General features: G+C 70.0%; 14 protein-coding genes. 7 read left to right on the top strand and 7 right to left on the bottom strand.

Features of this window, described 5'->3' with window-relative positions; genetic code table 11:
- Positions 1 to 249: 249 nt before the first annotated feature.
- The 3 genes from ABD830_RS10015 (at position 250) to ABD830_RS10025 (ending at position 3104) form a co-directional block, all read left to right on the top strand.
- Complete coding sequence (locus ABD830_RS10015) at positions 250 to 843, top strand: zinc metalloprotease (RefSeq protein ID WP_344986255.1); 594 nt, start codon at positions 250 to 252, stop codon at positions 841 to 843.
- Between the two features lie 82 nt (positions 844 to 925).
- A complete protein-coding gene (locus ABD830_RS10020; RefSeq protein WP_344986256.1) occupies positions 926 to 1600 on the top strand; it encodes a hypothetical protein in 675 nt (224 codons plus the stop codon).
- Positions 1601 to 1724: 124 nt separating this feature from the next.
- Positions 1725 to 3104, top strand: coding sequence for a glycoside hydrolase family 16 protein (locus ABD830_RS10025; RefSeq protein WP_344986257.1), 1380 nt, complete (start codon positions 1725 to 1727; stop codon positions 3102 to 3104).
- Positions 3105 to 3109: 5 nt separating this feature from the next.
- On the opposite strand, the gene ABD830_RS10030 is transcribed toward ABD830_RS10025, so the two are convergent.
- Both ABD830_RS10030 and ABD830_RS10035 read right to left on the bottom strand, forming a co-directional pair.
- Positions 3110 to 3772 carry an isopenicillin N synthase family dioxygenase gene (locus ABD830_RS10030; protein ID WP_344986258.1) on the bottom strand — a complete coding sequence of 221 codons (663 nt, stop codon included), beginning with the start codon at positions 3770 to 3772 and terminating at the stop codon, positions 3110 to 3112.
- A 67-nt stretch (positions 3773 to 3839) separates the two neighbouring features.
- Positions 3840 to 6185, bottom strand: a complete 2346-nt coding sequence (locus ABD830_RS10035) for a GH1 family beta-glucosidase (RefSeq protein WP_344986259.1) — start codon at positions 6183 to 6185, stop codon at positions 3840 to 3842.
- Positions 6186 to 6277: 92 nt separating this feature from the next.
- On the opposite strand from ABD830_RS10035, the gene ABD830_RS10040 reads away from it, so the two are divergent.
- From ABD830_RS10040 to rocD, 3 genes are all read left to right on the top strand, one after another.
- The gene (locus tag ABD830_RS10040) at positions 6278 to 6763 is read left to right on the top strand and encodes an Lrp/AsnC family transcriptional regulator (protein WP_344986260.1); all 486 of its coding nucleotides are present in this window, start codon (positions 6278 to 6280) and stop codon (positions 6761 to 6763) included.
- Between the two features lie 123 nt (positions 6764 to 6886).
- Positions 6887 to 7684 carry a dimethylargininase gene (ddaH, locus tag ABD830_RS10045; protein ID WP_344986261.1) on the top strand — a complete coding sequence of 266 codons (798 nt, stop codon included), beginning with the start codon at positions 6887 to 6889 and terminating at the stop codon, positions 7682 to 7684.
- 2 nt (positions 7685 to 7686) lie between these two features.
- Complete coding sequence (gene rocD / locus ABD830_RS10050; RefSeq protein WP_344986262.1) at positions 7687 to 8901, top strand: ornithine--oxo-acid transaminase; 1215 nt, start codon at positions 7687 to 7689, stop codon at positions 8899 to 8901.
- Positions 8902 to 8947: 46 nt separating this feature from the next.
- Here the strand turns inward: rocD and ABD830_RS10055 are convergent, their stop codons facing one another.
- The 4 genes from ABD830_RS10055 to ABD830_RS10070 all read right to left on the bottom strand — a co-directional run bounded on the left by ABD830_RS10055 (position 8948) and on the right by ABD830_RS10070 (position 13127).
- Positions 8948 to 10189: a CU044_5270 family protein gene (locus ABD830_RS10055; protein WP_344986263.1), complete on the bottom strand. Its 1242-nt coding sequence runs from the start codon at positions 10187 to 10189 to the stop codon at positions 8948 to 8950.
- A gap of 7 nt (positions 10190 to 10196) precedes the next feature.
- Positions 10197 to 10790 carry an RNA polymerase sigma factor gene (locus tag ABD830_RS10060; RefSeq protein WP_344986264.1) on the bottom strand — a complete coding sequence of 198 codons (594 nt, stop codon included), beginning with the start codon at positions 10788 to 10790 and terminating at the stop codon, positions 10197 to 10199.
- Between the two features lie 65 nt (positions 10791 to 10855).
- Positions 10856 to 11572, bottom strand: coding sequence for a class I SAM-dependent methyltransferase (locus ABD830_RS10065; protein ID WP_344986265.1), 717 nt, complete (start codon positions 11570 to 11572; stop codon positions 10856 to 10858).
- A gap of 4 nt (positions 11573 to 11576) precedes the next feature.
- A complete protein-coding gene (locus tag ABD830_RS10070; protein WP_344986266.1) occupies positions 11577 to 13127 on the bottom strand; it encodes an alkaline phosphatase D family protein in 1551 nt (516 codons plus the stop codon).
- 220 nt (positions 13128 to 13347) lie between these two features.
- On the opposite strand from ABD830_RS10070, the gene ABD830_RS10075 reads away from it, so the two are divergent.
- Positions 13348 to 14577, top strand: coding sequence for a Glu/Leu/Phe/Val family dehydrogenase (locus ABD830_RS10075; RefSeq protein WP_344986267.1), 1230 nt, complete (start codon positions 13348 to 13350; stop codon positions 14575 to 14577).
- Here the strand turns inward: ABD830_RS10075 and ABD830_RS10080 are convergent.
- The gene (locus ABD830_RS10080; RefSeq protein ID WP_344986268.1) at positions 14571 to 15569 is read right to left on the bottom strand and encodes an MBL fold metallo-hydrolase; all 999 of its coding nucleotides are present in this window, start codon (positions 15567 to 15569) and stop codon (positions 14571 to 14573) included. The two genes, ABD830_RS10075 and ABD830_RS10080, sit on opposite strands and share 7 nt — an antisense overlap.
- Between the last annotated feature and the right edge of the window lie 19 nt (positions 15570 to 15588).

Raw genomic sequence — 15588 nt, forward strand, 5'->3', positions numbered from 1 at the left:
GCGCCGCCCTCAGGGCGGCGCCGTTCGTTTTTCATGCGATGGCCCGCTGCTTGATGAGAACCGCATGTCTCCATGAACGGAAAAGAAACGGAAGGGGAACGGAAGAACAGAGTCGTAACTTCCTTCTGTCCGGGCTGTAGCCACGTCCTCTGCGCAGCGACGACAACTCAAAAATAGGCAAGTACGGGGAGAAGAGTGCCAAAATTTAGTCTCGGGCCCGTTCGACGACGGGTCACCGGCGTGGTCGCGATGGCTCTCGTGCCGTTGATGGTGGCGGTCGGGGTGGCCTGGGCCGCCGTCACCGACAACATGTTCCCGACCGCAAACACCGGCAGTAGCTGCGCGCTCGGCATGGGCCATCCACCATGCCAGACCGACAATCGCGAGGTCTATTTCTACATGGACAGCAGCGGCGAATACAAACTGGAGTCGGAAGACCGGTCGACGGTCAACGCCGCCATTGACGGAGAGTACCGTCCCACGGATTTGGCCTTCCACTACGACTCGTCGCCGGTGTTCGAGGGGAGCGGCGAGACCGACATCATCTACCAGGAGGGCTCGACCGGCCTACCGGACAGTGTGGCCGGCAGGACGTGGTGCAATGCGCGCGGCGGCACCAGGTACAACTGCGACCAGCAGTACATTCGCATCCGAGGCAACGGGGAGTACAACTACGCGAGAGTTTGCCATGAGACCGGACACGCCGTCGGCCTGCAGCACGGCGACTACGCCAGTCCCCAGCTCAGCAAGACCGATTCCCGCCTCGGCTGTATGGTGACCCCTTCCGCCGGCCATAGCGATCTCGGCTCCAATAACCGGGACAACATCAATGCCACTTATTAGGAGGGCCGCGGTGAAGCGTCTTACGTATATCGCAACCGGTATCGGGCTCGCTGCGGCTCTCGCTGTCGCGGGAGTCGCCACTGTGAATGCCGCCGACGGCGCGCCCGCGCCGCGCCGGATCGCGATGGCCGACGGAGACGACCGCCTGCCCAGCATCACGGCCACGGACTGGGTGACGTACGCCGACCATGTGGTTGTCGTCAACGCCACCTCCGAGCAGACGATCCCGCCCGCCCAGATCGAGATCGAGCGTGGGGAAGGATTGATCGGGCGGAAGGTGAATCTGGAGGTCAAGGACGTGCTGTGGTCGCGGGAGGACGCGGCCCAGCCGGCCCCGAAGGAGTGGGAGTACAACGCGTCCGGTTGGACCTTCACCGAGGGGAACCTGAGCAGTCCGACCGTGACAGCCATCTACGATCGGCCGCGTATCGAGCCAGGGCACCAGTACATCCTGGCCATCGCCTGGGAAGGGCCGCACTGCGCCGAGGGCGACACTCCGGAGCCCGCGAGGTGGATGGGGCTCGGTGAGGGCTCGGAGTTGCCTTTCGACGGCGACGTCATCGGCCAGGGCGAGATGGAGGGCCATGCGCAGAGCGTCGCCGAGGCGCGCACGCTGGCGGCCGACGCCGGTCCGGACGCGGGGCTGGAAGAGGAAATGGCAGGCAACAGCGCGGACGCCCTCGCCGCCAAGCTGAAGGCGACCCCGCCCGGGGAGAGGCAGCAGTCCGAACCGCCGCCGACGGCCGCCTGCGACTGACCACGACGGGCCTCCTGTCAGAGAGTGCTCTTCAAGGTGAGCGATGTTGACGGCGGGTAAGGGCTGTGTTGACATCGTCTGAGAGAGCGCTCTCTCCACGCCTCCACACCCCCATGGAGCGATGATGACAACAGCCATCCGGCCCCGGCGTCGCCTGGCGGCCGTGGCCGTGGTGCTCGTGGCGCTCAGCGGCCTGCTCGTCAAGGCGGCCGTCAGTGCCTCGGCCGCCGTTCCGCCCACCCCCTCAGGTTGGTCGCTGGTCTGGTCGGACGACTTCAACGGCACGGCCGGCACGCTGCCTTCGTCGGCCGACTGGATCGTCGACACCGGGCACTCGTACCCCGGCGGCCCGGCCAACTGGGGCACCGGCGAGATCCAGAACTACACCTCCAGCGCCTCCAACCTCAGCCTCGACGGCGGCGGCAACCTCCGCATCACGCCCCAGCGCAGCGGCTCGGGCGAGTGGACCTCGGCCCGCATCGAGACCAGGCGGGCCGACTTCAAGCCGGCCGACGGCCGCGTCCTGCGCATCGAGGGCCGCATCCAGATGCCGAACGTGACAGGCGACGCCGCGCTGGGCTACTGGCCGGCGTTCTGGGCGCTCGGGGCGCCGTACCGGGGGAACTACTGGAACTGGCCGGGGATCGGCGAGTTCGACATGATGGAGAACGTCAACGGCATCAACGCCGTCTGGGGCGTGCTCCACTGCGGCGTCAACCCGGGCGGCCCGTGCAACGAGACCACCGGCCTCGGCGCCAACCGCGCCTGCCCCGGCTCGACGTGCCAGGCGGCGTTCCACACCTACCGCTTCGAGTGGGACCGCAGCGTCAGCCCGAACCAGCTGCGCTGGTACGTGGACGGGCAGCAGTTCCACAGCGTGAGCCAGTCGCAGTTCGACGCGGGGACGTGGACCAACATGACCGGGCACGCGGGCTACTTCCTGCTGCTCAACGTGGCGATGGGCGGGGCGTTCCCCAACGCGCTCGGCGGCCAGACGCCCACGGCGGCGACCGTACCCGGGCGATCGATGCTGGTGGACTACGTGGCGGTATGGCAGAGCGGAAGCGGCTCCACCCCGCCTCCCGGGGGCGTCGACGCCCGTTCGACGATCCAGGCCGAGCGGTACCAGGCGCAGTCGGGCACCATCGTCGAGACCACCACGGACACAGGCGGCGGGCAGAACGTCGGGGCCATCGCCAACGGCGACTGGCTCCGCTTCGACGGGGTGGACTTCGGGACGGAGGCCGCCCGTCAGTTCAGGGCCAGGGTGGCGTCCGGGGCCGCGGCCGGGGTGAGCGGGCTGGTGCAGGTGCGGCTGGACAGCCCCACCGCCGCTCCCGTCGGGGACTTCGCCCTCGCCAACACGGGCGGCTGGCAGAGCTGGCGTACGGTGCCCGCCAACATCTCGGCCGTGACCGGGACGCACACGGTGTATCTGACCTTCAGCAGCGGTCAGCCCGCCGACTTCGTCAACGTCAACTGGTTCACCTTCTCGACCAGCTGAGGCTCTCAGAGGGTCTCGAAGAGGCGCGGGAAGACCTTGGAGACCTTGGACAGCAGGTACTCGCCGTAGGTGCCGGTGAAGTCGACCTGGCCGTCCCACCTGTGGCCGGAGGCGTACGGCAGCGGCGGCACCTCGCTGTCCCAGCCGGGGTCGAAGAAGAACGGGAAGCTGAGGCGCTCGTTGCCGCTGCGGTTGAGCACCCGGTGCGGGGTCGAGCGGTAGTGGCCGCCGGTGAGCTTGTCGAGCATGTCGCCGATGTTGCAGACGAACGTGTTCTCCAGCGGCGGGGCCTCGATCCAGCCGCGCGGGGTGCGTACCTGGAGGCCGCCGTTGGCGTCCTGGAGGAGGAGGGTGAGCAGGCCGTAGTCGGTGTGCTCACCGACGCCCCAGGTGTCGGGGTCGTCCGGCGGGGCGGGAGGGTAATGAAATATCCGGAAGAGTACGGTCGGGTCGGCGGTGTAGCCGGTGCGGAAGTAGCCCTCATCCAGCCCCAGGCTCAGGGCGATGCCCGACATGACGGACTGGGCGAGCGCGGTCATCGTGTCGAGGTACTCGAGTACGGCCTCGCGCAGCTCGGGGACCTGGGCGGGGAACAGGTTGGGGCCGTGCAGCGGGAGCGGGCCCTCGGCGAGCAGGGGCGCGACATCGATGACCGGCAGTTGGCTCACACCGTCATTGTGATCGAAGGCATGACCGCGCGCGCTCCTGACCCACCCCTCGGACGCCCCACGGCGCTCAGGTGGACTCCCTGGTCACCAGCCGGGTCGGCAGCACGACCGACGTCGTGTGGCGGCCCTCCAGCCGGGACAGCAGCAGTCGCGCCAGCGCCAGCGCCTGGTCCGCCAGCGGGACCCGCACGGTGGTGAGCCCCGGCGTGGTGGCCGAGGCGGCGTCGATGTCGTCGAAGCCCACGATCGCCAGGTCCTCGGGCACCCGCCGCCCCGCCTCCCGCGCGGCCTGCAGCGCCCCGATGGCGAGCTGGTCGGTGGCGGCGAAGATCGCGTCCAGGGCCGGGTCGTCGCCGAGCAGCTGCCGGGCGGCCACCGCACCGGAGGCCCGGGTGAGGTCCGCGAGTGCCAGCAGCGGCTGCAGCCCCGCACGGTGCAGCGCCGCGCGGTGCCCGGCCAGGCGGTCCTGGACGGCGACCAGGTCCATGGGACCGCAGATCATGCCGATGCGCCGCCGCCCGCGCGCGAGGAGGTGCTGGGTGGCGGCCTCGGCGCCGCCGGTGTTGTCCACGTCCACGTACGGCACCAGCGAGGTGATGGCCGGCTTGCCCAGCAGCACGATCGGCACGCCGGTGCGCGAGAGCCGCTCGGCGAGCGTGTCGGCCCGGTCCGGCGGCAGCAGCACGACCCCGTCCACCAGCCGGGCCTCCGCCTGCTGGACGATGCGCCGATGGCTCTCGGCCGTGTCGGCGAGCATGAGGGTGATCTGCTTGCCCGCGCCCTCGAGCATGCTGGTGACGTACTGGACCACGGCGGCCGTGAGCGGGTCCCCCTGCCTGGGGACGGACAGGACCAGGGCGATCGCGTTGGTGCGCCGGGTGACCAGGCTGCGGGCGGCGGCGTTGGGCACGTAGCCGAGCTCCTTGACGGCCCGCATCACCACCGTGCGGACGTCCGCGCTCACCGCCGCCTCACCGTTGACCACGCGCGAGACCGTGGCCCTGGAGACGCCGGCGCGGGCCGCGACGGTTTCGAGCGTGGGCCGCTTGGGGCGGGTCTCGGCGAGGCCGTTGCGGCGGATGACGTCGCGGTACCACAGCGCGCTGTCCTTCAGCCGTCTGCGCTGGGTGGCGAAATCGACGTGCACGAGGCCGAACTTCCGCTGGTAACCGTCGGACCATTCGAGGTTGTCGAGGAGGGTCCAGACGAGATATCCGCGGACCCGGGCGCCGTCCGCGACGGCCGACGAAAGAGCGCGCAGATGTTCTTCTATGAAACTGATGCGGTCCACGTCGTGAATGCCGTCGCCGGTCACCGTGTCGACGAAGTCGGCGCCGTTCTCGGTGACCATCAGATCGAGTCCTGGATATTCCCGGGAAAGGCGTCCCAGCAGCAGAGAAAGGCAGTTGGGCACGATCGGCCAGCCCATTGCGGTGACCGCCGTGGGCACCGTGCAGAACAGCACGCCCTCGCTTCCTGGAAAGGCCGGGTCGGCGGTCTCGCTGGGCTGCGCCTGCACGACCAACGGGGTGTAGTAATTGACGCCGAGCAGGTCCACGGGCTGGGCGATGGTGTCGAGGTCGCCGTCGCGGATATGGTCGAGACCGCCGTGGCGCTCGATGACGGGCAGCAGCTCGGCGGGGTACGTCCCGCGCAGCATCGGCTCCAGGAACTGCCGGTTGGCCAGCATGTCGATCCTGGCCACGGCCTCGGCGTCCTCCTCCGACAACTCCCTGTCGAGGTCGCTCACCTGGGCGGGCGTCATGACGGGCGAGATGTTGAGCACGGGTCCGACCCTCGTGGCCCCGGCCGAGCGCAGGGCCTGCGCGGCCAGGCCGTGCGCGAGCAGCATGTGGTGGGCGCTCCTGAACGCGTCCGGGGCCGATTTCCGGCCCGGAGCGTGCACGCCGGAGCCGTATCCCAGGAAGGCCGCCACCCAGGGCTCGTTCAGCGTGAACCAGGTGTCGACCCGGTCCCCGAGCCGGTCGTGAACCGCCGCGGCGTAATCGGCGAAATGGCGGGCGGTGTCACGGGACGGCCAGCCGCCGACCTTTTCGAGCGCCTGCGGCAGGTCCCAGTGATAAAGGGTCGCATAAGGCGTGATGCCCGCCGCGAGCAGCTCGTCGACCAGCCGGTCGTAAAAGTCGAGCCCGGCCTCGTTCGCCTTTCCCGAACCCTCGGGCAACACCCGCGGCCAGCTCACCGAGAATCGGTAGGCGGCCATTCCGAGGTCTTTCATCAACCGCACGTCCTCGGCATGGCGGTGATAATGGTCGCACGCCTCGGCGCGGTCGGCGGAGAAGCCGTCCCATATGGACGGCCCGCGGCCGTCGGCGGACGTGGCCCCCTCGATCTGAAAGGCGGACGTCGAAACTCCCCACACGAAACCCTCGGGGAAGCTTGTGGTGCTCATTCTGGCGGATACCTTCCGATGACTGTCAGCATGCCCAGTTTCCCGCGCGCCGCTCGTCGCGCGCCAGCCTGGCCAGGCGGTATACAAGGCGCGTGGAACTGGACCGGCTCGATCGTGACATCATCGCGGCACTCGTGGACGACGCGCGCGCGACCTACGCGGACATCGGCCACCATGTCGGGCTGAGCGCGTCGGCGGTGAAGCGCCGGGTCGACCGGCTACGCGACACGGGGGCGATCACCGGGTTCAGCGCGAGGGTGGCGCCGCAGGCGCTCGGGTGGACGACCGAGGCGTACGTGGAGCTGTTCTGCCAGGGCAAGACCAAGCCCTCGGACATCGCACTGGCCGTCGCCAAGTTCCCCGAGGTGGTGGCGGCGGCCACGATCACCGGCGAGGCGGACGCGCTGCTGCACATCAGGGCCACGGACGTGCGCCACGTGGAGCGGGTGATCGAGCGCATCGCGGCGGAGGCGTTCGTGGTGCGGACCAAGAGCTCCATCGTGCTGTCGCGGCTGGTGGACACCCCTCCGGGAGCCGCAGTGCCGGAGCCGCGCAACGGATCGCGTCCCACGCCCTGACACACGCAACAGACCCGCGCCAACACGCAATGCCAAACACTTGGCCTGCATAAACACGCATTCTTAGGCTGTCTCCGTCCCTCCAATCTGGACATCCATCCATAAACCTCGACGGAGACCTGCATGCCCAAACACTTCCTGATGTGCCGTCCGGACTACTTCACGGTCGAGTACGCGATCAACCCGTGGATGCATCCTGAGGCCGGCGCGGACCGCGATGTGGCGGTCCGGCAGTGGGAGGGCCTGAAGGCGGCGTACGAGGAGCTCGGGCACAAGGTGAGCCTGATCGACCCGATCGAGGGCCTGCCCGACATGGTCTTCGCGGCCAACGGCGCGCTGGTCGTGGACGGCCGCGTCTACGGCGCCAGGTTCGCCCACCCCGAGCGCGGCCCCGAGGGCCCCGCCTACCTGCGGTGGTTCACCGAGCGCGGATACCCGGCGCACGAGCCCCTGCACGTCAACGAGGGCGAGGGCGACTTCCTCACCCTCGACGAGGTCATCCTGGCCGGAACGGGCTTCCGCACGGACGTGGTCGCCCACCAGGAGGCGCAGGAGTACCTGGGCCGCCCGGTGATCACCCTGAAGCTGGTGGACCCGCGCTTCTACCACCTCGACACGGCGCTGTTCCCGCTCGACGGCCGCAACGTCGCGTACTACCCGGAGGCCTTCTCCGAGGGCAGCAGGAAGGTGCTGCGCAGGCTGTTCCCCGACGCGGTGCTCGCGACCGCCGAGGACGCCGAGGTGCTCGGCCTGAACGCGGTCAGCGACGGCAGGAACGTGGTCATCAACGCCGAGGCGTCGAACCTCCAACTGGAGCTCAAGCGGAGCGGTTACGAGGTCATCCCGGTCGACCTGTCGGAGCTGCGTAAGGCGGGCGGGGGCCCCAAGTGCTGCACACTGGAGATCAGGGGGGAGATCTGACCATGACCACCAGCGCAGAGCTCATCGAGATGAGCGAGCGCCGTAGCGCGCACAACTACCATCCACTGCCCGTCGTGATCCACGAGGCACACGGCGCCTGGGTCACCGACGTCGAAGGCAAGCGGTATCTGGACTGCCTGTCCGGCTACTCCTCGCTCAACTTCGGCCACGGCCATCCGAAGATCATCGAGGCCGCCCAGGAGCAGCTCAAGAACCTGACCCTGACCAGCCGCGCCTTCTACCACGACCAGTTCGCGCAGTTCTGCGCCGGGCTCGGCGACCTCACGGGCAAGGACCTGGTACTGCCCATGAACACCGGGGCCGAGGCCGTCGAGACCGCCATCAAGGTGGCCCGCAAATGGGGCTACGAGGTCAAGGGCGTGGAGCCCGACCAGGCGAACATCATCGTGATGGAAGGCAACTTCCACGGCCGCACCACCACGATCGTGAGCTTCTCCACGGACCCGGAGGCACACGACAACTTCGGCCCGTTCACGCCGGGCTTCCGGCTCGTGCCGTACGGCTCCGCCGAGGCGATCAGGCGGGCCACCGACGCGAACACGGTCGCGGTGCTGGTCGAGCCGATCCAGGGCGAGGCCGGGGTGCTGGTGCCGCCTGACGGGTACCTGGGCGAGATCCGGGAGTTCTGCTCCGCCCAGGGCATCCTGATGATCGCCGACGAGGTGCAGTCGGGGCTGGGGCGGACCGGGCAGACGTTCGCGTGCGACTACGAGGGGGTCGTGCCCGACATCTACGTGCTGGGCAAGGCGCTCGGCGGCGGCGTCGTACCGGTCTCGGCCATCGCCGCGAACCGCGACGTGCTCGGGGTCATCCATCCCGGCCAGCACGGGTCCACGTTCGGCGGCAACCCGCTGGCCTGCGCGGTCGGCATCGCGGTCATCGAGCTGCTCAACACCGGCGAGTTCCAGGCCAGGGCCGCCAAGCTGGGCGAGGTGCTGCACACCCGGCTGCGCGAGCTGGTCGGCAAGGGGGTGGTCGAGGTGCGCGGACGCGGGCTGTGGGCGGGCGTGGACATCGACCCCGAGCTGGCCACGGGGCGGGAGGTGTCCAAGGCGCTGCTGGCGAGGAGCGTCCTGGCCAAGGACACGCACGGCTCCACGATCCGCCTCGCCCCGCCGATCGTCGTGTCCGAGGACGACCTCGTCTGGGCCGTGAACCAGCTCGCCGACGCCCTCTACGAGTTCAGCCAGTCCTGATGAAGGGCCCGGCCACCGTACGTGGCCGGACTCTTCTCCGCGAGTGTCACTCCGTCGGCGTCACCGTCACCGTCACCTCCGGCTCCGGTTCGGTCACGTCTCCGGTCTCAGGGTCCAGCGTGACCGTCATGGTCGGCAGAGGCTCCGGCGTCTGCGTCATGGCGTCATTGCTGGGCGACGGCGACGGTGTGACCGTGCTCGACGGGCTCGGGGCGGCCTGGAGGGTGGCGGTGACGCAGTCGGGGGCTTCTCCTTCCCGTAGCTTCGCCTGCGGCAGCTCGTCCACCACCGAGACCTTCAGCTGGGACGTCAGCCCCACCACGCTGTCCTTGGGAGCCTGGGCGAGCTTCTCGTCCACGACCGTGTTCCGCTCCCCCATGAACAGGTGCGTGACCGGGTCGAAGATGGCCTGCCTGAGGATTCCCTGCGGGTCCACCTGCCCGAGCGCCACGCCCTTGCGGCCCGCCGCGTCCTCCACGCCCTCGGCCACCTGGACGCCGGGGATCGTCCTGGCCGCCTCGAAGAGCGCGTCACGCTGCGCCTTCGGCATGTACGTCTCCCTGACCAGGTCCGTCACGTGGTCGAACGCGGCCCGGTCGCTGTCCACGCCCTTGCCGTCGCTCACGTACGCCTTGCTCATCTCGTAGAGACTCGCCCGCATCCCGTCGGCATCCGTCGGCAGGGTGCTCAGGTAGGCGTAGTCGGTCCGGCGATTGCCCTGCGGCCCTGAGCAGACCGGCAGCGCGTGCCAATCGGAGCCCTTCCAGTCCTTGGCCTCCTTCGGCAGCGCCCTGCCCGGCCACGGCTGGGGCTCGCGACCCTCGATCAGCAGCAGGCCGTCCGCGCTCCCGTCCACCGACTGCCAGATCTTCCGGTGCGTCCGGTAGAGGTAACGCGAATTCTCCCCCTTCTTGCCGAACGAGAACAAGCCGTACATCGTGTCCGACTCGATCTCGATGAACTGGCCGGGCCGGGGGTCCAGCTCGTCGGACGACGCCACGGAAGCCGACACGGCGGCCGACTGGGTCACCGATGTGGCGGGGTTCGTGCCGCCCCGCCCCTGGTTCGACAGGGCCACTGCCACGCCGCCGACCAGGACGACCGTGGCCCCGAAGGCGGCCGCGGCCTGCCACCCGAACCTGGGCAGGCGAAAGCGGCCCCCGCCACGCGCCTCCGCCAGCAGCCGCTGCCGCGCCCTGGCCCTCGCCTCGGCTCCGAACGGCGGCACAGTAGGCCTGCCGTCGGAGAAGAGGCGGATCTCGTCCTCATCCCTGCTGTGGTCATTCATGCTGTGCTCATCCACGCCGGGGCTCCTCTGTCGCGTAGGGATCGATGCCGCCGAGCGCCCTGCGCACCTTCGCGCGGAGCCGGTGGAGCCTGGACCTGACGGTGCCGACGGGCACGCCCAACGCGAGCGCGGCGTCCTCGTACGTCAGATCCCCCCAGGCCACGAGCAGCAGCAGGTCGCGCTCGCCCGCGCTGAGCCGGGTCAGTGCCCTGGCCAGCCTCGGCTGGAGCTGCTCGGCCGTCACCCGGTCGGCGCTGCGGTCGTCGAACGTGCCGGGGCGCTCCACGCTCACCTTGGCCATGGCCGTGGTGCGCCGCCGCTCCGTCCTGCGGTGCTGAGCGATGACCTTGGTCGCGATGCCGTACAGCCAGGGTCTGGCGTCCGGCCAGGAGCGGTCGTAACGCGCCCGCCCACGGAACGCGACCAGGAACACCTCCCCCGTCACGTCGTCGGCCAGCTCCGCTCCGAGGCGCCGGGCCGCATACCGGTGGATCTCATCGGCATGGCGGTCGAACAGCGCCGCGAAGCTCTCCGGGTCGTCGAGCGAATGCCCGATCAGGGTCGAGTCATCCAGCGTCTCAGGCGCATCCTGAACACCCACCACTCTGTCGGTCCTCTCTCATGCGGTCACCCTGTTGTTGGCCGCATGCCGGAGGCCGGTTCCCACTATTTCGCCCGCTGCCAGACCTCCATGCCCTCGGGCGCCGCGTCCGGGACGAACCCGGCCGCCTCCAGCTCCGACGCCAGCCGTTCCCTGGCGGGCCAGTGGTTGGTGACGACCATCTCGTCCTCGCTGAGCGCCACGCCGCGCTGCCGGATCCGGTAGACGAAGTGCGAGGTGACGCTCTCGCCCGCGACCTCCAGCACCTGCCCGGCGATCTCGTACGCGTGCCTGCCCACCTGATAGGAGTCCATGACCTCCAGGCCGCCCGGCGCGGGCAGGGCCCGCTCGCGCCAGTTGAACACCAGGCGCCCGCCCGGCTCCAGCTGCCTGGCCAGCACCCGCCACAGCTCGGCCCGCTCCTCGGCCGGGAAGCTCTGCAGCACCGAGATCATCACGACCGCCTCGACCGGCTCGTCCACCTCCACGTCCAGGGCTCCGTACGGGAGCACGGTCACGCGCCGCAGCAGGCCGGGATCTGACGACAGGCGGGAGACGAGAACCGAGCGCATGCCCAGCGACGGCTCGACGGCGTAGATCTCGGCCGGCGTCTCCCTGGCGATCAGCTCGGTGATCAGCCCGGTGCCCGCCCCGATCTCGATCACGCTGCGCCGCACGCCCTCGAGCAGCGGGGGAAGCAGCTCGCGCACCAACGGAACGTGCCCGTCGCCGTGCCAAAGGTCGTAGAACGGCACGGCGACGGCGTAGTTGTCCTCAAGCATTCGATCAGCGTAGGCGGACGGAGTCGATCGGAGCGACGGAGTCGCCGTCGGACTCGTACCAGGCCACCTCGTCGGGGAAGGTCAGCGTGGCCAGCGCGTTCTGGAACCAGGGCCCCTGGGTGACCCGCCACCGGAACGGCGGCCGCGGGATGCCCGCCGACCGCGCCAGCAGGCCGCCCACCAGCGTGGCGATCCTGAACTGGGTGAACACGTTGGCCCAGCGCAGCAGGCGGCTGAGCGGGTTGCGGATCGGCGAGCAGACGATCTGGTAGATCGGCCCGGCACTGGCCTTGGCCAGGTAGGAGTAGTGGACGTCGCCCGAGAGGATGAGCACCGGTTTGCCGAGCCTCGCCAGCAGTCTGGCCAGGTCGTCGAAGGAGCGCCGGAAGGCCGCCCAGTGCTCCAGGTCGAGGGCCTGCCGGAAACGCTCCGACCACCGCTGCGCGAGCGGGCCCCATCTACCGTCACACAGGGCCTCGTTCCAGTTCTGCACCAGGTGCACGCCCTCGGGGAGCATGAACGGGATGGACGAGCCGATGACCAGCCGCTCGGCCGGGGCGGCGAGCTGCTCCTCGAGCCAGGCCCACTCCTCCGCGTCGAGCATGCGGCGGTCGCCGGGCGTCAGCTGCCTGGCGCACCTGGTGTCGACCATGATCAGGCGGGCGCGCCCGAGGTCGCGGGCGTAGCTCCAGCGGTTGCTGGTCGGCTCGGCGTCCGCCTTCTCGGCGAACGCGTCGAGGGCCGCGCCGCCGTCACCGCCCTCCATCAGCTCGCGCAGCAGCGGTTCCTCCGCGCGCTCGGCCGGTGAGAGGTTGCCGAGGTGCTGGTAGACCCAGTACGCCCCGAGCGCCGAGACCACCCGGCGCTGCCACCACTGCGTCGCGGCCATCTGCTCGCGCCAGGGCTGCGAGGTGTTCCAGTCGTCGCGTACGTCGTGATCGTCGAAGATCATCGCGCTCGGCACGGTGGACAGCAGCCAGCGGATCTCCGGGTCCGTCCAGGCCAGGCGGTAGAGCTCGGCGTACTCCTCGAAGTCGGCGATCTCGTTCTGCGGCTCCGTGCTCCTGCGGCCCTTGATGTAGTCGAGCATCTCGGGCGAGGGGCTGTCGGCGTAGACCTGATCGCCGATGAGCAGCAGCAGGTCGGGCCACTCCTCGTCGGCCGCCGTCGCGAGATGGCCGCCGTACGCGCGCAGCACGTCGGCGCCGTGCGTGAGGACGTGCGCCGCGTCGTGCGCCACGCTGGCGCGGCACGAGCCGAACGCCAGCCTGCGCGCGCCGTCGGCGGGCAGCAGCCGAATCCGGCTCGGCGGGCGACCCGCCAGGGGCCATACCTGCTCCCCGTCGAGCCTCACGGAATATGAACCGATATCCTGAGTGAGCTCAACGAGATCCACGATCGCATAGTGGTGACCGTGCACGGTGAAGGTAGGCGACCGGTAAGACCTACCGTCCGCCTCGATGGTGACCGTGCAGGGTTCGGCGGTCTCCACCCAGATCGAGGCGCTGACGGAGTCCACGTACCGCAGCATCGGCCCCATCACGAGTGCGGGCATCTCATCCCCCGGAGATTTTGACGATTCGGCACGTTTACGGGACGCAAGCCTGCCAGAGTGGCACGGTCCACAGCACCTCGATCGGCAGCCGGGATTTCACCGACGACTAGGCAAGGTCAAACACCCCACCCTAGGATGATCTCGACAATAGCGCCCACAAGGGGAAGGCAATGGCGCTTTCCCTGCAAATAGGGCGCACTTCACAGGAGGACTCGCTTCCATGAGCATCATGGTGCCGTCAAAGACGCCGGCCCTGATCACCCCGGGCCGCCAGGCCCTCGACTCCGCTCTCCACCAGCTCGCCGGGGCCGTCGAGCACCTCGGGCTCGACGACGAGACCCACACGATGCTGGCCACGCCCCGCCGCTCCATGGCCGTCGCGGTCCCGGTGCGGCGCGAGGACGGCCGCGTGCAGGTGGTCCAGGGGTACCGCGTCCAGCACAACGCCTCACGCGGCCCCGCCAAGGGCGGGCTCCGCTTTCATCCCGGCACCGATCTCCACGAGGTCACCGCGCTCGCGATGTGGATGACGTGGAAGTGCGCGCTGGCCGGCATCCCGTACGGCGGCGCCATGGGCGGCGTGGCCGTCGACCCGGCCGCGCTCACCGCCCGTGAGCTGGAGCGGCTCACCCGCCGCTACGCCGCCGAGATCCTGCCGCTGGCAGGCCTGGAGAAGGAGGTCCCCGTACCGGACGCCGGGACCGACGAGCGGACCATGGCCTGGATCCGCGACACCTACCGGCTCGACTCCGGCTACTGGGCGCCGGGCGCGAGCATCATGACGCTCGACGACGCGACCGCGCGGGGCGCGCGGATCGCCGCGCTGTCCGCGCTCGGCGGCTCCCCCATGGGGCTGACCGTGGCCGTGCAGGGCTTCGGCAAGGTGGGCGCACGTGTCGCCCACTACCTCGCCGAGGCGGGCGCCAAGGTGGTGGCCGTCTCCGACGCCTCCGGCGCCGTGTACGCGGGCGGCGGCCTCGACCTCGACGGCCTGCGCGCGTGGAGCGCCGAGTCCGGTGGCGTGTCCGGCTACCGCGACGCCGACGCGCTGCACCGCGACGACCTGCTGGAGCTGGACGTGGACGTCCTCGTGCTGGCGGCACTGGAAGGCGCGGTCACCGAGGCCAACGCGCCCGGGGTCCGCGCCCGCCTGATCGTGGAGGCCGCCAACGGCCCCACGACCCCGGAGGCCGACGAGATCCTGGCCGCGAACGGCGCCACGGTCGTGCCCGACATCCTGGCGGGTGCGGGCGGGGTGATCGTGTCGCACCTGGAATGGATGCGGAACGCCCAGGCCGGCTCGTGGAGCAACGCCGAGTTCGACGCCCGGCTCCATGACCGCATGCACGACGCGTTCATCGAGGTGAGGTCGCTCGCCACCGCGCGCGGCCTGACCCTCCGGGAGGCGGCGCACGCCGTCGCCGTGGGGCGCGTCGTCTCCGATCACTGACCCGCCTCGTAGAGGCGGTAGGTGGCCAGGACGTTGAGCCGGTGGAGGTCCCGGCAGAGGGCGAGCATGCCCTGCCGGGCCTGCTCCTGGGGCACCGGGTAGCGGGCGAGGGCCGCCGCGAGGCCGGGGTCGAGGGCCTCGGCCCACGGGTCGGTGCAGGCCGCGTACGTCTCCTCCAGGCTGCGGCCCGCCTCCACGCTGGCCAGCACCTCGTCGTGGAGTCGCTCCAGGTAGCCGATCAGGGCCTCCAGGGCCGCGCGCCCGTCGCCCATCGGGCCGTGACCGGAGACGATGGTTTCCAGCTCCGGCAGGGCCTCGCGCATCCTGCGCAGTGAGGCCACGTACGGCTCCGGGCCGCCCTGGAGCAGCATGTGGGCCGTGCCCGCGTGGGCGAGGAAGTTGCCGGTCCAGGCGGTGCGGGTGTCGGGGACGTACACGACCGTGTCGCCCGGGCCGTTGCCGGGGCCGAAGTGGTGCAGCTGGACGGTGCGGCCGCCGAGGTCGATCTCGGCGTACGAGTCGAACACGAGGTCGGGGCGGCGCCACGTGGTGACCTCGTCGAGCAGGGCGGCGTCGCCGTACATGTTGGCCGACCTGGTCTGCTTCTCGTACGCGAGGTCCGCCATGTTCTCCCTGTTCGCCCGGGACGAGACCACGACGACGTCGCCGGGGAAGGCGGCGTTGCCGAAGGTGTGGTCGCCGTGGTAGGTCGTGTTGACCAGGTAGCGGAGGGGCCGATCGGTGAGGGCGGCCACATGCGCCTGGATTTTTGCCGAAATTTCGGCCGTTATCCCGGCGTCGATCACCAGCGCCGCGTCCCTACCGGCCACCACCCCGTTGTTGTCCTTCGGCGGGATGCTCGCCATCAGCGCGTACACACCCTCGGCGAACGCGTGCGGCACCAGCTCCAGGCCCACCGGCGACAGGTTCGGGCCGCCGTAGCCCGCGGGCCGCTCGGCGATCTCCCGCTCCGGAATCCGTGACGTGGACATCTTCCGCTCCTCTCAGTCC

It is taken from the genome of Nonomuraea helvata (assembly GCF_039535785.1).
Lineage (GTDB): Bacteria > Actinomycetota > Actinomycetes > Streptosporangiales > Streptosporangiaceae > Nonomuraea > Nonomuraea helvata.

Bases quoted from the DNA above. Each gene is read 5' to 3' on its own strand.
- rocD (WP_344986262.1), top strand. From the start codon at position 7,687: ATGACCACCAGCGCAGAGCTCATCGAGATGAGCGAGCGCCGTAGCGCG.
- ABD830_RS10015 (WP_344986255.1), top strand. From the start codon at position 250: ATGGCTCTCGTGCCGTTGATGGTGGCGGTCGGGGTGGCCTGGGCCGCC.
- ABD830_RS10035 (WP_344986259.1), bottom strand. From the start codon at position 6,185: ATGAGCACCACAAGCTTCCCCGAGGGTTTCGTGTGGGGAGTTTCGACG.
- ABD830_RS10070 (WP_344986266.1), bottom strand. From the start codon at position 13,127: ATGCCCGCACTCGTGATGGGGCCGATGCTGCGGTACGTGGACTCCGTC.
- ABD830_RS10080 (WP_344986268.1), bottom strand. From the start codon at position 15,569: ATGTCCACGTCACGGATTCCGGAGCGGGAGATCGCCGAGCGGCCCGCG.
- ABD830_RS10055 (WP_344986263.1), bottom strand. From the start codon at position 10,189: ATGAATGACCACAGCAGGGATGAGGACGAGATCCGCCTCTTCTCCGAC.
- ddaH (WP_344986261.1), top strand. From the start codon at position 6,887: ATGCCCAAACACTTCCTGATGTGCCGTCCGGACTACTTCACGGTCGAG.
- ABD830_RS10075 (WP_344986267.1), top strand. From the start codon at position 13,348: ATGAGCATCATGGTGCCGTCAAAGACGCCGGCCCTGATCACCCCGGGC.
- ABD830_RS10065 (WP_344986265.1), bottom strand. From the start codon at position 11,572: ATGCTTGAGGACAACTACGCCGTCGCCGTGCCGTTCTACGACCTTTGG.
- ABD830_RS10025 (WP_344986257.1), top strand. From the start codon at position 1,725: ATGACAACAGCCATCCGGCCCCGGCGTCGCCTGGCGGCCGTGGCCGTG.